The following is an 18,039-nucleotide window of genomic DNA, read 5'->3' as shown; positions in this document are numbered from 1 at the left end:
ATTTATAAGGATATAATTTATGACCTTACAACATACTGTGTCGCAAGGCGAAACCTTGCTACGCATTGCTCGTCAATATGGGTTTAGAACCTCTAATGGTCTTTACTTGCATCCGCTTAATGCTGAGTTTCGTTCTTTAAGGCCTGATCCTAACCAAATTTACCCCGGCGACGTAATTGCTATTCCAGCAAAAGTTGAAAAATTCATGCCACTGAAAACAGATAGTAAAAACTCTTTTATGGTGCGTGATGAAAAAGAATTCTTTCGTTTAAAACTAGCTTACGAAAATGGCGAGCAAATTACCGGAAAGCGCATTGTACTGAATATCGCAGGGCAAACAATTGATACCGTCATAGCAGAAGATGGTTTAATTGAAGTAGAGCTCACCGAAAATGAAACGCTTACAGGGCAAGTAGATTTATATCTCAATGACGAAGACACCACACCAACAAAGAGTTTTGCTATTCAAGTTGGGCACTTAGACCCTATTGAAACCTTGTCAGGAGTGCAAGGGCGTTGCAATTTACTTGGATTTGATTGTGGAAAGGTTGATGGAATTAATGGATCAAAAACACAAACAGGTGTTAAAGCTTTTCAGCTTGCGCAGCAGTTGCAAGTTGATGGCATAGCAGGGCCAATTACTAAACGTCGTCTTGTTGACGTATACGGAGCATAAGTAATGAGCCATGCAATGCCAATGGCAGTAAATCTTGTTAATACACTTGTTATTAATACCGGTGCGGGTGCAACAACAAAGCATATTATTGTAAAAGTACTGGGCGATGTTGATGTAGAAATACAGCTATTTTCACAAGGCAACAAGGTCGTAGTTGAAAAACAAGCAGCGCAGCACTACCGTTTTAATAACCTGTCGCAAGATACATCTTATACACTTAAAGCAATTATTGCTGGTAAGGCCGAGTTTACACTTGTTAATGAGCAGCAATTTGCAGACTATTTTAATTCAAACACGGTAAAGTCATTTAATATTGGTAGTAAGGGCGGCCCGCAACTACTTCAGCATAAAATTTTACCTAAAGGCCATGTAGAACTCACCTTACTTGCCGAACCGCCTTGCTTTGGGGTGTTTTTTGATGGCACAGGTAATAATCGTTTTAACGACATACAAGACTCAACAGACAGCAAGGAGCCTACGAATGTTGTTAAGTTGTTTGAGTTATATCCCGCTGAAGACTTTCAAGCACGCCATTACGTAGAAGGGATTGGTACCAAAGCGAATAAAAGCGATTCAACACTAGATATGGGCTTGGCGTTTAGTTTTGACGAGCGTATAAAACAAGCATTAACCAGAACTTCCGAGTTTTTCAAAAAATTTGCATACACAAAAACTGGGTTTATAGATGTATTTGGCTTTAGCCGAGGTGCAGCCCAAGCGCGAGCGTTTATTAATCAGGTCAATGCAATATATCAAGACAAGCCAAATTATTGGGGCGGCATTAAGCCTGTTATTCGTTTTGTGGGCTTATTTGATAGTGTTGCATCTATTGGCGGCGATGGCGATAATAACCACAGCGAATTTTACGCCGATGACGAACTTGACTACCCCATTAACTTAAATTTAGCGAGCAGCAGTGCCGGGTATGTGATGCACTTAGCTGCGTTTGATGAAAAGCGCGATAAATTCCCTCTTAGCTCATTACTCAATAGTAATAAGCAACTATCAGAAAACCACAAAGAAATTGAGCTGCCTGGCGTGCACTCAGATATTGGTGGCGGTTATGGCCCCGTCGAAACGAGCATTCTTTACCCTCGGCAGTATATCGCGGGTCAAGCCGGTGAGCCAGAGCACGACAAAGAACTCGTACAGCTTAAACAGTCACTCGAACAAAAATATTATTGGCCAACAATTAATATTCAATTTAAAGCAAGCCGGCCAAGAATAAACCGGCAACCAAAGCGAATTTGGAATAAATCAGAAAATACAATTTACACCAGCTACAGGCCGTATTGGCGCCGGAAGTTAAGTAATATTCTGCCGCATTATAGTTTAACGCTAATGCACGAAACGGCTGTAAATCAAGGGGTGCCGTTGCAAAACCTAGCAGAGCTTGCCAATCGTAAACAAGCCGATGGTCAGGCTTTTCCTTATGTTTTACCAAGCGAGCTTAAATCACTTGTAGCTACAGCGCGCAGTTTTGGCCCGCAAAGTGAAGCCTGGCATGCTTTATACAAAGACTACATTCACCATAGTGTTAAATACGCGGCATCGATTGATGCGATAGCTCACGGCCCCGAAGAAGAAGCAGAATTTACCACCCAAAACCAACAGCGCGAGCTTTTTTATAACCAGCCAAACCAAGCTGAAACAAGCTTACAATGGCAATCACAACTAATAAATGGATACCGACTATGGACAAGTTTATAAAACCACTCATCTCAATTGCATGTGCTTTGTTTTTGGCCGGTTGCTCGTCAACGGGAAAAATAGATTACATGGTAGCGGGCGTAGGCACTGAGAATGGGAATGCTATTTGGGGGCGCTCAGTGGTATTTGATAATACATGGGGCATACCATCAGGGGCTATTGGTTGCTGTTATGGAGAAACAAGAGCGACAGTTGGTGTATACGACCAAAAATTCCCCGAAAAAGTGGCGGTTGAATGGCTCGATAAATCAGAAAATAGAATTTATTACGGTGAAGTGGCCATAGACAAGGCAGGGTATAAATTAGCTAAAAATTTACCTACTTATACATGGGTAAGCACAGGAGAGATAGAAACAAATATAACCCCCTACTTGATTATTGGTATGGGAGTAACTGGCGAGATTAAGGTTTGGTTATCAAATACAAGCTCAGAAATGAATAGGGTTGGTCGTGTATTACATGAACTTGGCTCTGGGCAAGCGCAATGGCGCGAGAATAAATAAAAACCGACTATGGACAAGCTTATAAAACCACTCATCTCAATTGCATATGCTTTGTTTTTGGCCGGTTGCTCGTCAACGGGAAAAATAGATTACATGGTTGCAGGAGGTGCAACAGAAAAAGGTAACCAAATTTGGGTGCAGGCAATTACTTTTGATGATAATTGGGGGGGGCCTATGGGAAGCCTCGGCTGTTGTTGGGAAAGTGCAGGCAAAACAAGTGGTGTATACGACCAAAAATTCCCCGAAAAAGTGGTAGTTGAGTGGCTCGATAAATCTGAAAATAGAATTTATTACGGTGAAGTAGCCATAGATAAGGCTGGGTATAAATTAGCTAAAACCTTACCTGCTTATACATGGGTAAGCACAGGAGAGATAGAAACAAATATAACCCCTTACTTGATTATTGGTATGGGAGAAACTGGCGAAATTAAGGTTTGGTTATCAAATACAAGCTCAGAAATGAATAGAATTGGTCGTGTATTACATGAACTTGGCTCTGGGCAAGCGCAATGGCGTGAGAATCAATGATGTTTTTAGATCACCTCACTAAATAATTAGATTTTTTCCTCATACTGTTACTTTATGTGGATGTGATAACTATCACATTTAAAAGTTAATCTAAGCAATAGAAGCTTTACCTTCCGAAACTTTAAACGTTCAATGCATTCAATTGGGTTTAATTAACCTTTAAAGTGTGGTTTTGTGGATTTTTAATTCCGGCAAGGTGATTTAAAAATCGGTTTTGTGGAAAAATTATGCTTGCAAGCAGGTTTTTTGAATGTTAAAAATACAGCCACTGAACACACATTTAGTAAATTAAGATGCAAATTACACATTCAATTACATTAAAACTAAACCTCTTACTGCTTAAATCAGTGAGCGGGGCTTAGTGTATTTGCATTTGTAGAACATTAAAAAACCCCGCAACCGCGGGGTTTTTTTTATCTCGCTAATGGGTCATTGGGAACGAGGACAGTTTATGAAAGATAAGGTTTGGATTTTTGACACAACGTTACGTGATGGTGAGCAAGCATTAAAAGCAAGCCTAACCGAAGACGACAAAATTCAACTTGCGCATACCATTAGCCGCTTAAATGTGGATGTAATGGAAGTGGGTTTTCCGGTATCTAGCCCGGCAGATTTTCGCTCTGTACAGCGCATTGCGACTGAAGTAAAAGGGCCGATTATTTGTGGCTTAGCACGTGCTGTTGCAAAAGATATTGAAGCATGTGGTGAAGCACTTCGCCCGGCAGAGCAGGGCCGTATTCATACATTTATTGCAACCAGTCCATTACACCTTGAACACAAATTACGTATGAGCTTAGACGATGCAACGGCAATGGCTGTTAAGTCGATTAAACTTGCGCGTAACTACACCGATGACGTTGAGTTTTCGTGTGAAGATGCAGGTCGTACACCGCATTGGGATTTATGCCGTATCGTTGAAAGCGCTATTGATGCCGGTGCATCAACTATCAACTTACCTGACACCGTAGGCTATGTAACGCCAGACGAATACGCTGCGATGATCCATCACTTAATGAACAATGTGCCAAATATCGACAAGGCGCGTTTAAGCGTGCATTGTCATAACGATTTAGGTTTAGCGGTTGCTAACTCAATCGCTGCAGTGCAAGCCGGTGCTCGCCAAATCGAATGTACAATAAATGGCATTGGTGAGCGTGCAGGTAACTGCTCGCTTGAAGAAGTGGCGATGATCATGAAGATGCGTGAAGACCACTTAAAAGTTCATACCGATATTCGCAGTGAAGAGATTTACCGTGCTTCGCGCCAAGTCGCGAAGATTTGTAATATGCCAGTACAACCAAACAAAGCAATTGTTGGTGAAAATGCCTTTGCACACAGCTCAGGGATCCACCAAGACGGCGTATTAAAAGCCCAAAACACTTACGAAATTATGTCGCCAGAAAGTGTCGGTGTACCTAATAATCAATTAAACATGACTTCGCGTTCAGGTCGTCATGTTATTGAGCATCGTTTAGAAGAGTTAGGCTATCAAAAATCTGATTACGATATGGATAGCTTATACACCAGCTTCTTAGCATTAGCAGACCAAAAAGGTACTGTGTATGACTACGACTTAGAAGCGATGATTTACTTTAACCAAATCAAAGATAAAGACGAGAAGTACCAACTTGAGTTTGTTAACTCTACGTCTAACTCACAATCGGTGGCGAGCTCAACAATCGGCATGACAATTGATGGCGAGTCTAAGCAAGAGGCAGCAACAGGTAACGGCCCTGTTGAAGCATCATTCTTAGCAATTGAGCGCTTAACGGGTATGTCGGTCGAAATGATTGAATACAACCTAGAAGCAACAGGCCAAGGTGCCAGCTCACTAGGACAAGTGAATATTATCGCTAAATACGATGGTCGCCCATATCACGGCGCGGGCATTGCAGCGGATGTGGTTGAAGCGTCGGTACGCGCCATGATCCGCGTTTATAACTTAATTTATCGTGCACAAAAAGTGTCTGATTTAAAACAACAGAGGAAAGCAGGATGAGTCAATCGAATTACAGTATCGCAGTATTAGCAGGCGACGGGATTGGTCCAGAAGTTATGGCAGCAGCAGAAACCGTCTTGGATGCTGTAAGCGAAAAGTTTGGTTTTACTTTGACTCGTCATCACCACGCGATTGGTGGTGCTGCCATTGATGAGTTTGGTCAGGCACTGCCGCAAAGCACTCTTAGTGCTTGTGAAAATGCCGATGCGATTTTATTTGGCTCAGTAGGTGGCCCTAAGTGGGAAAACTTACCACCGAACGAGCAACCAGAGCGAGCTTCACTGTTGCCACTGCGTAAGCATTTTGGTTTGTTCTGTAATTTACGCCCAGCACAATTACTACCAGCACTAAGCGCTGCGTCACCGCTGCGTGCAGATATCAGTGCACAAGGTTTTGATATCTTATGTGTTCGCGAGCTAACAGGCGGTATTTATTTCGGTGAAAAAGGCCGCAGCGGCGAAGGGGAGCAAGAAGCCGCTTTCGATACCCAAACATATTCTCGTAAAGAAATTGAGCGCATCGCACGCTTTGCCTTTGAAGCCGCTAAGCTGCGTAGTAATCATGTTACCTCGGTTGATAAAGCGAATGTATTAGCGACCAGCGTACTTTGGCGTGAAGTGGTCTCTGAAGTGAGCAAAGATTACCCAGAGGTAAGTCTTGACTACATTTATGTTGATAACGCGGCAATGCAGTTAGTTAAACAGCCAAGTCAGTTTGATGTATTACTTTGCGATAACTTGTTTGGCGACATTTTGTCTGATGAGTGCGCGATGATCACAGGCTCTATGGGCTTATTACCATCAGCGAGTTTAAATCAGTCTGGCTTTGGTTTGTATGAGCCAGCTGGTGGCTCAGCACCTGATATCGCTGGTAAAGGGGTTGCAAACCCAATCGCACAAATTTTAAGTGCTGCGCTTATGTTGCGTTACTCACTAGGGCAAGATGAAGCGGCTCGTACGATTGAAAAAGCGGTGGCAGAAGCGGTTGAAGCAGGTGTTGGTACGCCCGATATCTACCCAAATGCAGGGTATACCACCAGTGATGTTGCTGCGGCAATTGTGGCACGTATTTAATTAAAAATTGTTTGCGCTGAGCTCGTCACTCAGCGTAACTAAAATGAGGGAATAGCAAGTGGCCCAAACCTTATACGATAAAATTTGGCAAGCTCATGTAGTCGCCAGTATTAATGATCAAACTGATTTACTTTATATCGACCGTCACCTAGTTCATGAAGTTACTTCGCCGCAGGCCTTTGCTGGCTTACGTGAGAAAAACCGCAAAGTACGTTGCCCAGAAAAAACTTTTGCGACTATGGACCATAACGTTTCAACAAAAAGTCGCTCATTAGATGCTGCGAGTGAAGTGTCGAAAAATCAATTAATGGCACTGGATGCAAACTGTAAAGAGTTTGGTATTCAGCTTTATGATTTAAATTCGATTAATCAAGGTATTGTGCATGTAATGGGGCCTGAGCAGGGCATTACCTTACCGGGCACAACCATAGTGTGTGGTGACAGCCATACCTCTACCCATGGTGCATTTGGCGCACTAGCGCACGGTATTGGTACTTCAGAAGTTGAGCATGTTCTAGCCACTCAAACGCTACAGCAGAAAAAAGCCAAGTCGTTAAAAATTCAAATTAATGGTCGCCTACGCCCAACTGTTACTGCAAAAGATTTAATCATGGCGGTGATTGGTAAATTAGGCACTGCGGGTGGTACTGGCTATGTTGCTGAGTTTTGTGGCGAAGGGATCGAAGCGCTGTCTATGGAAGCGCGTATGACGCTTTGTAATATGAGTATTGAAATGGGCGCAAAAGCGGGTTTAATCGCACCAGATCAAACAACTTATGATTATTTAAAAGGTCGCCCATTTGCACCACAAGGTGCTGACTTTGATAGTGCCGTTGCCTACTGGCAAACACTAAAAACTGATGAAGGCGCAGAGTTTGATCATGTTGTTGAATTAGAGGCTGCTGATATTCAACCGCAAATTACGTGGGGTACCAGCCCTGAGCAAGTGATTGGCGTAGATGAATTCATTCCTGATCCTGAGCAAGAACCAGATCTAATCAAAGCTGATGCAATTCGCAGCGCACTAAAGTATATGGGTTTAAAAGCCGGTGATAAATTGTCTTCAGCAACTGTTGATACCGTTTTTATTGGCTCATGTACAAATAGCCGAATTGAAGATTTACGTGCTGCTGCGCAAATTGTTGAAGGTAAGCAGGTTGCAGCGGGTGTTGAAGCACTGATTGTTCCTGGTTCTGGCCTTGTTAAAAAACAAGCCGAAGACGAAGGCCTTGCAGATATCTTCAAAGCAGCTGGCTTTGAATGGCGTGAGCCAGGTTGTTCAATGTGCTTAGCAATGAATGACGATAGATTAGAAGCCGGTAAACGCTGCGCGTCGACCTCTAATCGTAACTTTGAAGGTCGCCAAGGTCGCGGTGGCCGCACTCACTTAGTGAGCCCTGCAATGGCTGCGGCAGCGGCAATTCATGGTCGTTTTGTTGATATCAGAGGAGAAGCCTAATGAGCGTATTTTTTAGTGGCTTAATGGCCCCGTTAGATAAAAACAATGTTGATACTGACCAAATTATTCCAAAGCAGTTTTTAACGTCGACCAGCCGTGATGGCTTTGATGCGGCGCTTTTCTACGATTGGCGTTATTTAGATAACGGCGAGCCAAACCCTGAGTTTATTTTGAACCGCCCTTGTTACCAAGGTGCGCAAATTCTTTTAACTCGCGACAATTTTGGTTGTGGCTCATCGCGTGAGCACGCGCCATGGGCATTAAAGCAATATGGTTTTGAAGTTATCTTAGCGGAAAGCTTTGCCGATATTTTCTTTAATAACTGCGGCAATAACCAAATGCTTGCTATCGCATTACCAGCAGAAACGCTTGAGCAATTATTTGTGCTGAGTGAACAGCATGATGATATTCATATCGAAGTTGATTTAGAAAACCAACAACTTCGTAGCGATAAGTTTGACACTATTCACTTTGATATTCGCCATGACATTAAAGAGCGTTTATTAAGCGGCTTAGACTTTATCGGTGTGACTGAAACACTTAACAGCCAAATTGATGCCTTTGAGCAGCAACTTGCAGCAGAACGCCCTTGGCAATAACCTGTTTTTTCCATGTGAACCTAAACGCGGCCAAGGCCGCGTTTTTTTGTTTTTTATCGTAATTGTTTTCTTTATGGTCTTTAAACCATTAGCCTAGACTGAAATTTTATTTAGGGAACACACCATGAAATACTTAGTAGCATCGATGCTCGTGGCAGCATCATCAGTAGCGGCTGCGCGACCTGCACCGTTAGTGTCAATTCCAAGCCATGATGGCTTTTTTGATAATATTGCCGCCCATTGCGGTAAAGCTTACGAAGGTAAAGTGAGCGTTGATAACGCTGCTGGCCCGAGCTCATTTGCGGGCAAAAAGTTAGTAATGCATGTACGTCGTTGTAACGAGCGTGAGTTACAAGTGCCATTTCATGTAGGTGATGATGCATCTCGTACTTGGATCATCACAAAAACGGGCAGTGGTTTGAGTTTAAAGCATGACCATCGTCATAAAGATGGCAGCGATGATAAATCAACCATGTATGGTGGCCATACTCTTGATGCGGGTTTTGCTAACGCGCAGTCGTTCCCGGCTGATCAGTACTCAAAAGAGTTGTTTGTGAGCCAAGGTATTCCCCAATCAATGGGTAACACGTGGCAAATGTATATTTATCCTAAGCAATTTACGTATCGCTTAGTGCGTGAAGGGCGTGAATTTCGTGTTGATTTTGACTTAACTAAACCTATCACGCCGCCAAGCGCGCCGTGGGGATATGAAGACTAGTGCTATTTAGCTTCGTCTTCACACTGTAAAACAACCGTTAAAGGTGGCTGATAGGCGCGTGGTTTAGTTGGAAAACGTTCATACTCCTGCACCCCATCAGTCACTCTTAGCATAAATGGTTTGTCTCTACATAAGCGACTTGCATGGCGCAGTAAAAATACGCTTTGATTGCGAAAGTGCTTGTAGTCGTCAGACTGAATTTCGAGGTGGTAGCGGCCGTCGGCCAATTTAGTTTGGTAGTAGTGGACTTTTTCGTCGAAGTCATAGAGCTTTTCGGTTTCGCCTTTTGCTGCCTGCGCATTACTGCACCCCGCTAACATTAAAACGGCGCTGATTAATAGTGCTTGTGTACTTCTCACTTCACTCATAAACACTTAACTCCATGTGATTAATACCTTGTTTCATCGAGATGTTGAACCTGAGTTAGCATCCATAGTCAAACTAAGGTAACGTTACGTCTTACATGTAGTCTAACACCCAAAAAGGGAAAATGTGATGCTCAATAAAATAAAACAGCTGTTTTCAGCGCTGAATGATACCCAATCTAACATTGCTGAGCATGACCTAAAAACCGCCGTTGCTGCGTTATTAATTGAGGTTATGCGTGCAGATAATGAGTTACAAGATGATGAGCAACAGACCCTGAATGAGACCTTAAAGAAGTATTTCTCGCTCAACGAAGAAGAGGTTCAAGAGTTAGTTGCAAGTGCATCGCAAAGCTTAGATGATGCAATAGATTACTTTCAGTTTTCAAAACAAGTTAATGCCCAGTGCAGTGCCGAGCAGCGTATTGAAATCATCGAGCTGTTGTGGCGTTTAGCCTACGCAGATGGCAATTTAGATAAGCATGAAGAAATGGTTATTCGCCGCGTCGCAAGCTTGTTGTATGTAACTCATGAAGACTTTATCGCTGCTAAGCTAGCAGCGACAAAGCTAAGTTAGTAGCGATAAAACTAGGCTAGCAATTATTTATTTAATTTGCTCGCTACGCTCACAAGTTGCTGGGCAAGGCTGGCAACTTGTTCGGCTGTATCAGCATCGCTGATGCGGCCTTGCTCATCTAATTTAGTGTGAATAGCAGGTACTGCGAGTTGATCTGCAAGTACTAAACTACCAATACCTGATAAAATATCACGCACGTGATTTAAACCACGTAAGCCACCTAAACCACCCGGTGAAGATGCATAAAGTGCAGTCACTTTATTACGAAATGCAGGCACTGCGCCTTGCTCTGTACGAGAAGCCCAGTCGATTGCGTTTTTAAGTGGCGCTGTAATTGAGCCATTATATTCTGGGCTTGCTAATAAAATGCCATCAGCAGCGCGAAGCTTATCTTTTAATAATTGTGCGCCTGCAGGTGTACCTTGCGCTTCAATATCTTCATCAAATAAAGGTAAGTCTAAATCACTTAATTTAATCACTTCTACTTCAGCACCACTTTCGAGGGCGAAGCGTGCAGCTTCATTAATCAGTTTTTGATTAAAGCTGTCTTTACGTAGGCTGCCTGCTAGGGCAATAATTTTAGGTGCTGTCATGATGGCTTCCTTTTTTAAGCTTCACTGTTGATATACTCACTGTAGCAAAAAACAGCTTGCAGAAAAGCCAAATAAACGCAAAACTTATGTGCGTATATGCACACAAGGAGCCGTTATGGCGATTCAATTTGATGATTGGCAAGATGTAAAAGTTGCTTATGAGGTGGCAAGGCTCGGCACGTTAACCGCTGCTGCCGAATCGTTAGGTGTTCATCACAGCACAGTGCTTAGAAGAATCAACAATTTAGAAGATAACCTTGATGCGCGGTTATTCCACCGTCATGCCCGAGGCTATACAGTGACAGAAATTGGCGCTAAGTTGTTTGCGACTGCAAAATCGATTAACGCTGAACTTGAAAAACTTCACAACGATATTATTGCCGCTGATAGCCAACTGCGAGGCAGTTTATTATTAACTACTGTAAGTGGTTTTATTGATGTGCTTAGTGATGTCTGTGAGCAGTTTCAAAACCTGCACCCGCAAGTGCAACTCGAAGTTATTCTTGATCAAAACCGTTTACGCCTTGATCACGGTCAAGCGCATATTGCCGTGCGAGCGGGCCCTCGGCCTGATGAAGGCGACTATATTGCCCAGCATTTAGCTGAACTTTCGTCAGGGTTTTATGCCTCTAAAAGTTATATTGAAAAGTATGGCATGCCAAAGAATATTGAGCAGTTGCAACAGCATAGTTTTGTTTCTGGGGTGGCTGGCTACAACGGTAAAGTGCCTTATTTTGCATGGGTTGATCAACATATTGAACCTTCGCAAATTAAGTTACGGGTGTCTGAAACATCAGAAGCTACAAGGGCGATTGTGAGAGGCCTAGGAATTGGTGGTTTACAGCATGAAGTGGCAAGCCAATACCCTGATCTGCTGCCAGTGCTTCCTAAAGAGCTAAACTGGCCAACGGATCTTTGGCTGGTAACGCATCACTTGGTGCATCGTACAGCCAAAGTCCAAGCATTTAGTCAGCTTTTAAAAGCCTATTTTAAAGATTTAAAAGCTTAAACAGACTTTTTAACGCTAATGCCTAGCCGTTTGGCTAGGCGCACAAGGTTGGCTCTATCAACACTTAAGCTGCGTGCTGTGGCTGCCCAGTTTAGGTTGTGTAGTTCAAGTTGTTGCATAATTAATTGATAACTAAAAGCGTCAGTAGCCTCTTTAAGCGATAAGCGAGTGGCTTTTTGTTCGTTAACTGCAACAGGGCTTGGTTCAGCAACGGCCATTTTAGCGATATCACAATGGTCAGGCTCGATTGTGACAATGCTTTGTTGCCATTGCTGCTGCTTGGCTTTGAGTGCTGCGCGACTGATCACATGTTCAAGCTCTCTCACATTGCCTGGCCAATCATATTGACGCAGTAGTAACTGTGTATCGCTACTAAGCTTAAGTTGTTTAATTGCCAGTTTTTTAGATGTTTGCTCAATAAAAAAGCCTGCCAATAAAATAACATCGTTATCGCGCTCTTTTAGTGGTGCAACATACAATGGGTAAACGCTTAAGCGGTGATAAAGGTCTGCACGAAAGCGCCCCGCAGCGACTTCTTGTTTTAAATCGCGGTTGGTAGCTGCAATCACTCTGACATCAACATAACGGCTTTGATCTTCCCCCACAGTTTGTACTTCACCACTTTGTAATACGCGCAATAGCTTACTTTGCATAGCAAGCGGAAGCTCGCCAATTTCATCTAAAAACAGGGTACCACCATCGGCGAGTTGAAACTTACCCTGGCGAGCAGTATGTGCCCCAGTAAATGCGCCTTTACTGTGACCAAAAAATTCACTTTCGGCTAAGTTCTCTGGTAACGATGCGCAGTTTAAGTGGATCAACGGCATGTCGCGGCGTTTTGAGTTTAAGTGGATATTGCGTGCAACGAGTTCTTTACCGACGCCTGTATCGCCTTGTATCAATACGCTAAATTCTGAGGCAGCCACCAGCTGAATATCATTTTTAAGGGTCAGCATTGCTTGGCTATTACCAATAATTTCGACACCTTCTCGTGTTAGCGCTTCAAGGTTAAGCTGCTGCGCAACTTGATAGTTGTGCTGTGCGTGCTGCATAAAATGCTGCAAGGTTAGGGCATGCTCAACATAGCCTGCAGCTAGCTGTTTTAGTTGATTGAGCTCGTTCATTGCTAAAGCGTCAAAGGCATGTTCATCTAAACTATCAAAGGTCAAAACACCCAATAGTTCGTTGTTATCTTTGCTGCTCAGCAGCGGCACGCCCATGCAGGCATGAACAGGAAAGTCGCCATGCTGGCTTTGTAATAAACCATCGTAAGGGTCGGGTAGGCCACAATCTTTGGCAAATTTTAGCGGTTCACTGCCACGGCATATTTCAAATAAGCGCGGATGCTCCGCTATTTTAAAGCGTCTTCCTAACGTATCGTCCGACAACCCATGAAGGGCTACGGGCTTTAACACATCGCCTTGTTTCAATAATAAGGCAACTGCATCACATTCAAGCCAATCATTAATGCAACTCAACAGATAACTGAAATTATGATCAACACTGCTTGCTTTGGTAAGTGCAAGTGCAACATCAAGAAGGGATTTTTTGAGCATCATGTCAATTTGACCTGAATGTGTTTTATTGATGTTTTTAATAGTGTGTCATTTTGACTTATTTATCAAGTGTCCAAGTTTAATGCATTGATATTTAATGGTTTTTATTTTTGGCTTGAACTGTGCAATAGCTGGGGAAATTAAACGCTGAGAGCACGAATGAAAGTCATTAATTTAACTGAACCTATGCCAACTAAGATCAAATTTTATCAACTCAGCCAGTGGCCGTTATGGGCATTAGCATTTCGGCCTTTTTTCTTGGCGGCAGGTGCCTTAGCTGTATTTGCTATGAGTTACTGGTTTTTAATCTTGGCGGGCTATGCACAGTGGCACCTAACAATGCCCGCAACGCTTTGGCATGCTCACGAAATGCTGTTTGGTTTTGCGGGCGTGGTTGCCATGGGCTTTTTGCTCACCGCCGCACAAACTTGGACAGGTGTGGCGAGTGTAAGTGGTATTAAACTTTGTTTGCTTAGCATGATTTGGCTTGCTGCAAGGCTTAGTTTTTTTATTGAGATTGCAGGGTTCGAGCAGCTAAACCTTTATATTGTTAGTGCGCTACAACTCGTTTGGTGGCTAGCTGGAATTATTATTCTAGCTGACATGCTGATACAGGCAAAAAGCAGCCATAACTACTTATTTGTTGTCATCGCATCTTTGCTCTGTGCGCTCAATGTGATTTTTTTGAGCTTAGTTGTACTTAATAAAATGTCGCTGGCACTGGGGGTTGTTGATACCGCTGTACTTATCATGACACTGCTAGTTGGTGTTGTGGCTGGGCGAGTTGTGCCATTTTTTACCGCGCGCGGCCTTAACCTAAGTGAACAAGTTAGAACCCCCAAGCTCGATAAATTAGTCGTATTTAGCTCATTTTTCGCCATTGCGTGGTTTTTTATGAGTCAGCTATTTTTTAGCGCAATGAGCACCGGTTGGGTTTTTGCTTGGCTTGCTTGTTTACATTCAGCCCGGTGTGTTTTGTGGTGGCATAAAGGCATTCTAAAAGTGCCTTTGCTATGGTCATTACATGTGGCTTATTGGGCTTTATCTGTGGGTTTAATACTCATCGCGCTGAGTTATTTCAGCTCTATTATCTTATTCAAAGATGCGCTTCATCTGATCACTGTTGGCACCATAGGTGTGATGATCATCGCCATGATGGTACGTGTCTCTCATGGTCACACTGGGCGCGCATTACAAGCCCCTGCGTACATTAGTTTGGCATTTGTACTCATTGTGATAGCTGCCATTGTACGTTCGTTACTTCCCGTTTATTTAGGTCATCACCTTGCATGGCAGTTAAGTGCGTTGCTGTGGGTTGCTGGCTTTAGCTTATTTTTATTTCATTGTGCGCCCATCTTAGTGAATCGTCGTGTTGATGGTCGCCGCGGTTAATCTCTCCAATAGGAAAAACTATGTTATCTGAAAAAACGATCCAGATTGTTAAAAGTACTTTGCCGTTGCTTGCACAAGCAGGCCCTCAAGTGACTGAGTATTTTTATGATCGTATGTTTAGCTACAACCCAGAGCTTAAAAATATTTTTAATATGACACATCAGCAATCGGGCTCTCAGCAATTTGCGCTGTTTAATGCCTTAGCTGCCTACGCGGCAAATATTGATAACTTGGCAGTGTTAAAAGATGCGCTTGCGCGCATTAATCATAAACACACCAGTTACCATATTTTGCCAGAGCATTATCCTATTGTTGGTGGGCATTTGATTGCGACTTTAAAAGAGTTATTGCCAGAACAATTTACCCCTGAGGTTGAGTATGCATGGCGTGAAGCTTATTCGTTATTAGCTGATGTATGTATTAATGAGGAGATGTCGCTATATCAAAAAACCAAAAAGGCGCCGGGAGGATGGTTTGGTACCCGTACTTTCACTATTACAGAAAAACGTATGGAGTCATCGCAAATTTGTAGTTTCACATTAACGCCTGCCGATGCAAAGCCTGTTGTGGCGTATTTACCGGGCCAATATTTAGGGATTAAAGTAACGCCTGCAAACAGTGATTTAACGCAAGTGAGGCAATACTCTTTATCGCAGCAAAGTAATAGTTGTAATTACCGTATTAGCGTGAAAAAAGAAGGCTTGGTATCTAACTACCTACATAGCTTAAGTGAGGGGGATGAGGTAGAAATTTACCCACCCGCAGGCGACTTTGTGCTTCGCGAAATTGACTCGCCTGTTGTATTGATTTCAGCGGGAGTTGGTCAAACCCCGATGATGGCGATGCTCGAAACACTATTAAGTAATCAACCTAATCAGCCAATTCATTACCTGCATGCTTGCGACAGTGAAACGCAGTTTGCCTTTAAAGAGTACTTATTTAAGCAACAGCAAGCGCACGCTTCATTACATTGTGTTACCTGGTTTAAAGATGGCAAGGGGGGCGATTTTGCGGGCTTAATGGATGTAAACCACGTCGCTGACAGCTTACCAATAAGCAAAGGTGACTTTTACCTGTGTGGCCCAATCGCATTTATGGCAATGATAAAAGAGCAACTACTAGGTATTGGGGTTGCAAGTGAACGCATTCATTATGAGGTGTTTGGCCCTCACCAAAGCCTATGATGTAAAAGGCGCAGCCTAAGCTGCGCCTTTTGTTAGTTAACTTCGCACTCTACATTAGGAAGTGGAATACGGAGCTCTTTTTTGGGGTAGTAAAGCAGGCATTGCTCACCTGCTTTTTGCAACACAAACTTCTCAGAAGGAATTGAATGGGCACCCATAATTGGCAGGCCATCAGGCCCTTTGTTGGTGCCGTGGTCAATCAGTAACTCTGCGCTTTTAGTAAACACATCATCGGCTAAGGTGACCAGTGCACCGCCCTTAGCAGACTGAATAGCCTGCTGTATATCAGTAATCACTCCCGGGTTTACCCGAACAAGCGTAGCATCTTGCGGTTGCTCTGCTTGAGTACTTTTACAGCCTGCTATGCTTGCCAGTAAGGTGCAGGTTAAGAACAGTGCTTTATTCATTATCACCTTCCTTAGCTGGTAGCGGACGGGTTAAATCCATATTATTTTTGTAAAGTGTAGTATTAGCTTTTAGCGCAATACCAGCTTCATCAGCAGCATAAGATGAGGTTGTCGCTTGCTTAGCTGTGGCACTTTGCGTTACCACTGGGCAACTATCATTCTCAATATGATAAAGCGCTGCACTCAGAAGTGTTTCATCACTATCACCTAACTGGTGGTTAAAGTCGTCATCGAGTTCACAGCCTTTTACATCTGCATCGAATTGCGGTGAAGGAGTTGGTACTAAGCCGTCAGAGTATTCGCCAAAGCCTTTGTAATTCACACCCGTTAGCTGAATGGTGTAGTAAGTGGTTGCACAGTTATGCGTTGGGGTAAAACCATATGGTTTACCGCAGGTTTTACCACCTATTAAAATAACTTCAGTATCTATGCCTTTTAAGCCATTGATAAGTGCTTCTGATGCTGAACATGTATTATCAGTGCTGAGTACATAGACTTTCGATAAATTTAAGTCAGGTAGTGTGTTACCTGTTCCCTCGAAAGTAGAATAATCGACTTCAATATCAATAAACGGGTATGGGTCGCTCTCGGGCTGCTTGTCATTTTCAATGACTTGATAGTAAAAATAGTCACTCGTATTAGCTGGACCTGCAATCATATAGGCAAGTTGCGAAGAAAGCGCTAATAAACCACCGCCATTGTATCTAAGGTCGATCACAAGCTCGTCGATATTGTCGGTTTTGAACTTATTCACAGCACTTATCAGCTCAGGCTGAGCAATACTTATATGGCTGTTAAACTGCATGTAGCCAACTTTAGTGCCATCTCCTGTGGTAATAGTATCGACATTTTGTACAGGTGTTTGGGTTATATTACCTGCGATTAGAGTAAACGATTTTTCGGTGCCATCATTACTGCGTACAACAAAATTGTGCGAGTCGCCAGCTGTCGGCCCAAATAGCGCTTCATTTAGAATATCTACGCCTTGTTGAGTATTAGTGTCAATGCTGACGTCGTCGACCATTAAAATAGTATCACCGCGTTGTAAGCCTGCATTTGCAGCTGGTGAGTCACTCTCTAAATAGGCTACACGTAACTCTCGTGGCGGAACATTACTGATAAATGCCCAATTGATACCATAGCCAGAAACCACACCTGATTGCGACTCTTGAAAATACTCTTCTGTTGGCCTGCTGAAATGGAATTGATCTTTATAAGCACCAGAATCTGTTTTTTCGAAGGTTTTTAATTGATCAAAGTAAGCGGCGACAGAGCTGAAGTTAGCTGGGTCATTGTCTTCTATTTCATCGTACCAAAGATAGGTTTCGTCACTCCATGAACGTAGCCACATCTTCTCAGTAAACTCAGAGCCTGCTGTATCTGGGTAAGGTTGATTATCGTTATATGGATCATTGCCAGTTCGCGGTACAGTGCATTGATCTTTAAATTCGCTTGATGGATCAAAGACACCAGCCGTCCAAGTGGGTTCAGAAGTTGTTGGTGGTGGATTCGTGGTATCGGTATTGCTCGATGAGCCACCACCGCCGCAGCCAGATAAAGAAATGCCTGAAGCCGCTAAGAAGACAGCTAAAGCGAGTTTGTTATTTTTAAACATGGTGCTTCCTTTCTTATATAAATTGTTTAAAAACTAACAATTACTTAATCTGAAAGCAATAAATTATAGCGTCTGA

The 18,039-nt window shown here is 43.1% G+C and carries 18 protein-coding genes; 13 read left to right on the top strand and 5 right to left on the bottom strand.

Going from position 1 to position 18,039, the window contains the following annotated elements; translation table 11 throughout:
- Positions 1-19: 19 nt before the first annotated feature.
- From J8Z28_RS16805 to J8Z28_RS16765, 9 genes are all read left to right on the top strand, one after another.
- Entirely contained in the window at positions 20-676 is a 657-nt protein-coding gene (locus J8Z28_RS16805; protein ID WP_062564771.1) for a PGRP and LysM peptidoglycan-binding domain-containing protein, read from the top strand.
- A gap of 3 nt (positions 677-679) precedes the next feature.
- Positions 680-2,386, top strand: coding sequence for a T6SS phospholipase effector Tle1-like catalytic domain-containing protein (locus J8Z28_RS16800; protein ID WP_062564772.1), 1,707 nt, complete (start codon positions 680-682; stop codon positions 2,384-2,386).
- On the top strand, positions 2,371-2,889 hold the full coding sequence (locus J8Z28_RS16795) for a hypothetical protein (RefSeq protein WP_062564773.1): 519 nt from the start codon (positions 2,371-2,373) through the stop codon (positions 2,887-2,889). Before J8Z28_RS16800 ends, J8Z28_RS16795 begins: the two co-directional genes overlap by 16 nt.
- Before the next feature lie 9 nt (positions 2,890-2,898).
- Complete coding sequence (locus tag J8Z28_RS16790; RefSeq protein WP_062564774.1) at positions 2,899-3,417, top strand: DUF2931 family protein; 519 nt, start codon at positions 2,899-2,901, stop codon at positions 3,415-3,417.
- A 451-nt stretch (positions 3,418-3,868) separates the two neighbouring features.
- Positions 3,869-5,416: a 2-isopropylmalate synthase gene (leuA, locus tag J8Z28_RS16785; RefSeq protein ID WP_062564775.1), complete on the top strand. Its 1,548-nt coding sequence runs from the start codon at positions 3,869-3,871 to the stop codon at positions 5,414-5,416.
- Entirely contained in the window at positions 5,413-6,489 is a 1,077-nt protein-coding gene (gene leuB, locus J8Z28_RS16780) for a 3-isopropylmalate dehydrogenase (protein ID WP_054554475.1), read from the top strand. Before leuA ends, leuB begins: the two co-directional genes overlap by 4 nt.
- A 58-nt stretch (positions 6,490-6,547) precedes the next feature.
- Positions 6,548-7,948 carry a 3-isopropylmalate dehydratase large subunit gene (leuC, locus tag J8Z28_RS16775; RefSeq protein ID WP_054554474.1) on the top strand — a complete coding sequence of 467 codons (1,401 nt, stop codon included), beginning with the start codon at positions 6,548-6,550 and terminating at the stop codon, positions 7,946-7,948.
- Positions 7,948-8,547: a 3-isopropylmalate dehydratase small subunit gene (gene leuD, locus J8Z28_RS16770; RefSeq protein ID WP_054562894.1), complete on the top strand. Its 600-nt coding sequence runs from the start codon at positions 7,948-7,950 to the stop codon at positions 8,545-8,547. The genes leuC and leuD overlap by 1 nt, the downstream gene beginning before the upstream one ends.
- A gap of 124 nt (positions 8,548-8,671) precedes the next feature.
- Positions 8,672-9,265, top strand: a complete 594-nt coding sequence (locus tag J8Z28_RS16765) for a hypothetical protein (protein ID WP_054562892.1) — start codon at positions 8,672-8,674, stop codon at positions 9,263-9,265.
- A 2-nt stretch (positions 9,266-9,267) separates the two neighbouring features.
- On the opposite strand, the gene J8Z28_RS16760 is transcribed toward J8Z28_RS16765, so the two are convergent.
- A complete protein-coding gene (locus J8Z28_RS16760) occupies positions 9,268-9,633 on the bottom strand; it encodes a hypothetical protein (protein ID WP_055198597.1) in 366 nt (121 codons plus the stop codon).
- A gap of 127 nt (positions 9,634-9,760) precedes the next feature.
- On the opposite strand from J8Z28_RS16760, the gene J8Z28_RS16755 reads away from it, so the two are divergent.
- Positions 9,761-10,207: a tellurite resistance TerB family protein gene (locus tag J8Z28_RS16755; protein ID WP_055198598.1), complete on the top strand. Its 447-nt coding sequence runs from the start codon at positions 9,761-9,763 to the stop codon at positions 10,205-10,207.
- A gap of 23 nt (positions 10,208-10,230) precedes the next feature.
- On the opposite strand, the gene J8Z28_RS16750 is transcribed toward J8Z28_RS16755, so the two are convergent.
- On the bottom strand, positions 10,231-10,800 hold the full coding sequence (locus J8Z28_RS16750; RefSeq protein ID WP_054562889.1) for an NADPH-dependent FMN reductase: 570 nt from the start codon (positions 10,798-10,800) through the stop codon (positions 10,231-10,233).
- Positions 10,801-10,915: 115 nt separating this feature from the next.
- Between J8Z28_RS16750 and J8Z28_RS16745 the strand changes: the two genes are divergently transcribed.
- Entirely contained in the window at positions 10,916-11,809 is an 894-nt protein-coding gene (locus J8Z28_RS16745) for a LysR family transcriptional regulator (RefSeq protein ID WP_062564776.1), read from the top strand.
- Here J8Z28_RS16745 and norR read toward each other — a convergent pair.
- Positions 11,806-13,368: a nitric oxide reductase transcriptional regulator NorR gene (gene norR, locus J8Z28_RS16740; RefSeq protein ID WP_062564777.1), complete on the bottom strand. Its 1,563-nt coding sequence runs from the start codon at positions 13,366-13,368 to the stop codon at positions 11,806-11,808. The genes J8Z28_RS16745 and norR overlap by 4 nt on opposite strands.
- Positions 13,369-13,524: 156 nt before the next feature.
- Between norR and J8Z28_RS16735 the strand changes: the two genes are divergently transcribed.
- Positions 13,525-14,757, top strand: a complete 1,233-nt coding sequence (locus tag J8Z28_RS16735; RefSeq protein WP_062564778.1) for an NnrS family protein — start codon at positions 13,525-13,527, stop codon at positions 14,755-14,757.
- Positions 14,758-14,777: 20 nt separating this feature from the next.
- Positions 14,778-15,941 carry an NO-inducible flavohemoprotein gene (gene hmpA / locus J8Z28_RS16730; protein WP_062564779.1) on the top strand — a complete coding sequence of 388 codons (1,164 nt, stop codon included), beginning with the start codon at positions 14,778-14,780 and terminating at the stop codon, positions 15,939-15,941.
- Positions 15,942-15,973: 32 nt separating this feature from the next.
- Here hmpA and J8Z28_RS16725 read toward each other — a convergent pair whose 3' ends face one another.
- Positions 15,974-16,348 (bottom strand): hypothetical protein, encoded by a 375-nt coding sequence (locus tag J8Z28_RS16725; RefSeq protein WP_062564780.1) that lies wholly within the window; start codon positions 16,346-16,348, stop codon positions 15,974-15,976.
- Positions 16,341-17,963: a S41 family peptidase gene (locus J8Z28_RS16720; RefSeq protein WP_062564781.1), complete on the bottom strand. Its 1,623-nt coding sequence runs from the start codon at positions 17,961-17,963 to the stop codon at positions 16,341-16,343. The genes J8Z28_RS16725 and J8Z28_RS16720 overlap by 8 nt, the downstream gene beginning before the upstream one ends.
- Between the last annotated feature and the right edge of the window lie 76 nt (positions 17,964-18,039).

Origin of the sequence: Pseudoalteromonas sp. SCSIO 43088, assembly GCF_023650795.1 — a bacterium.
GTDB lineage: Bacteria > Pseudomonadota > Gammaproteobacteria > Enterobacterales > Alteromonadaceae > Pseudoalteromonas > Pseudoalteromonas shioyasakiensis.
This window is presented reverse-complemented; position numbering and strand designations above follow the sequence as displayed.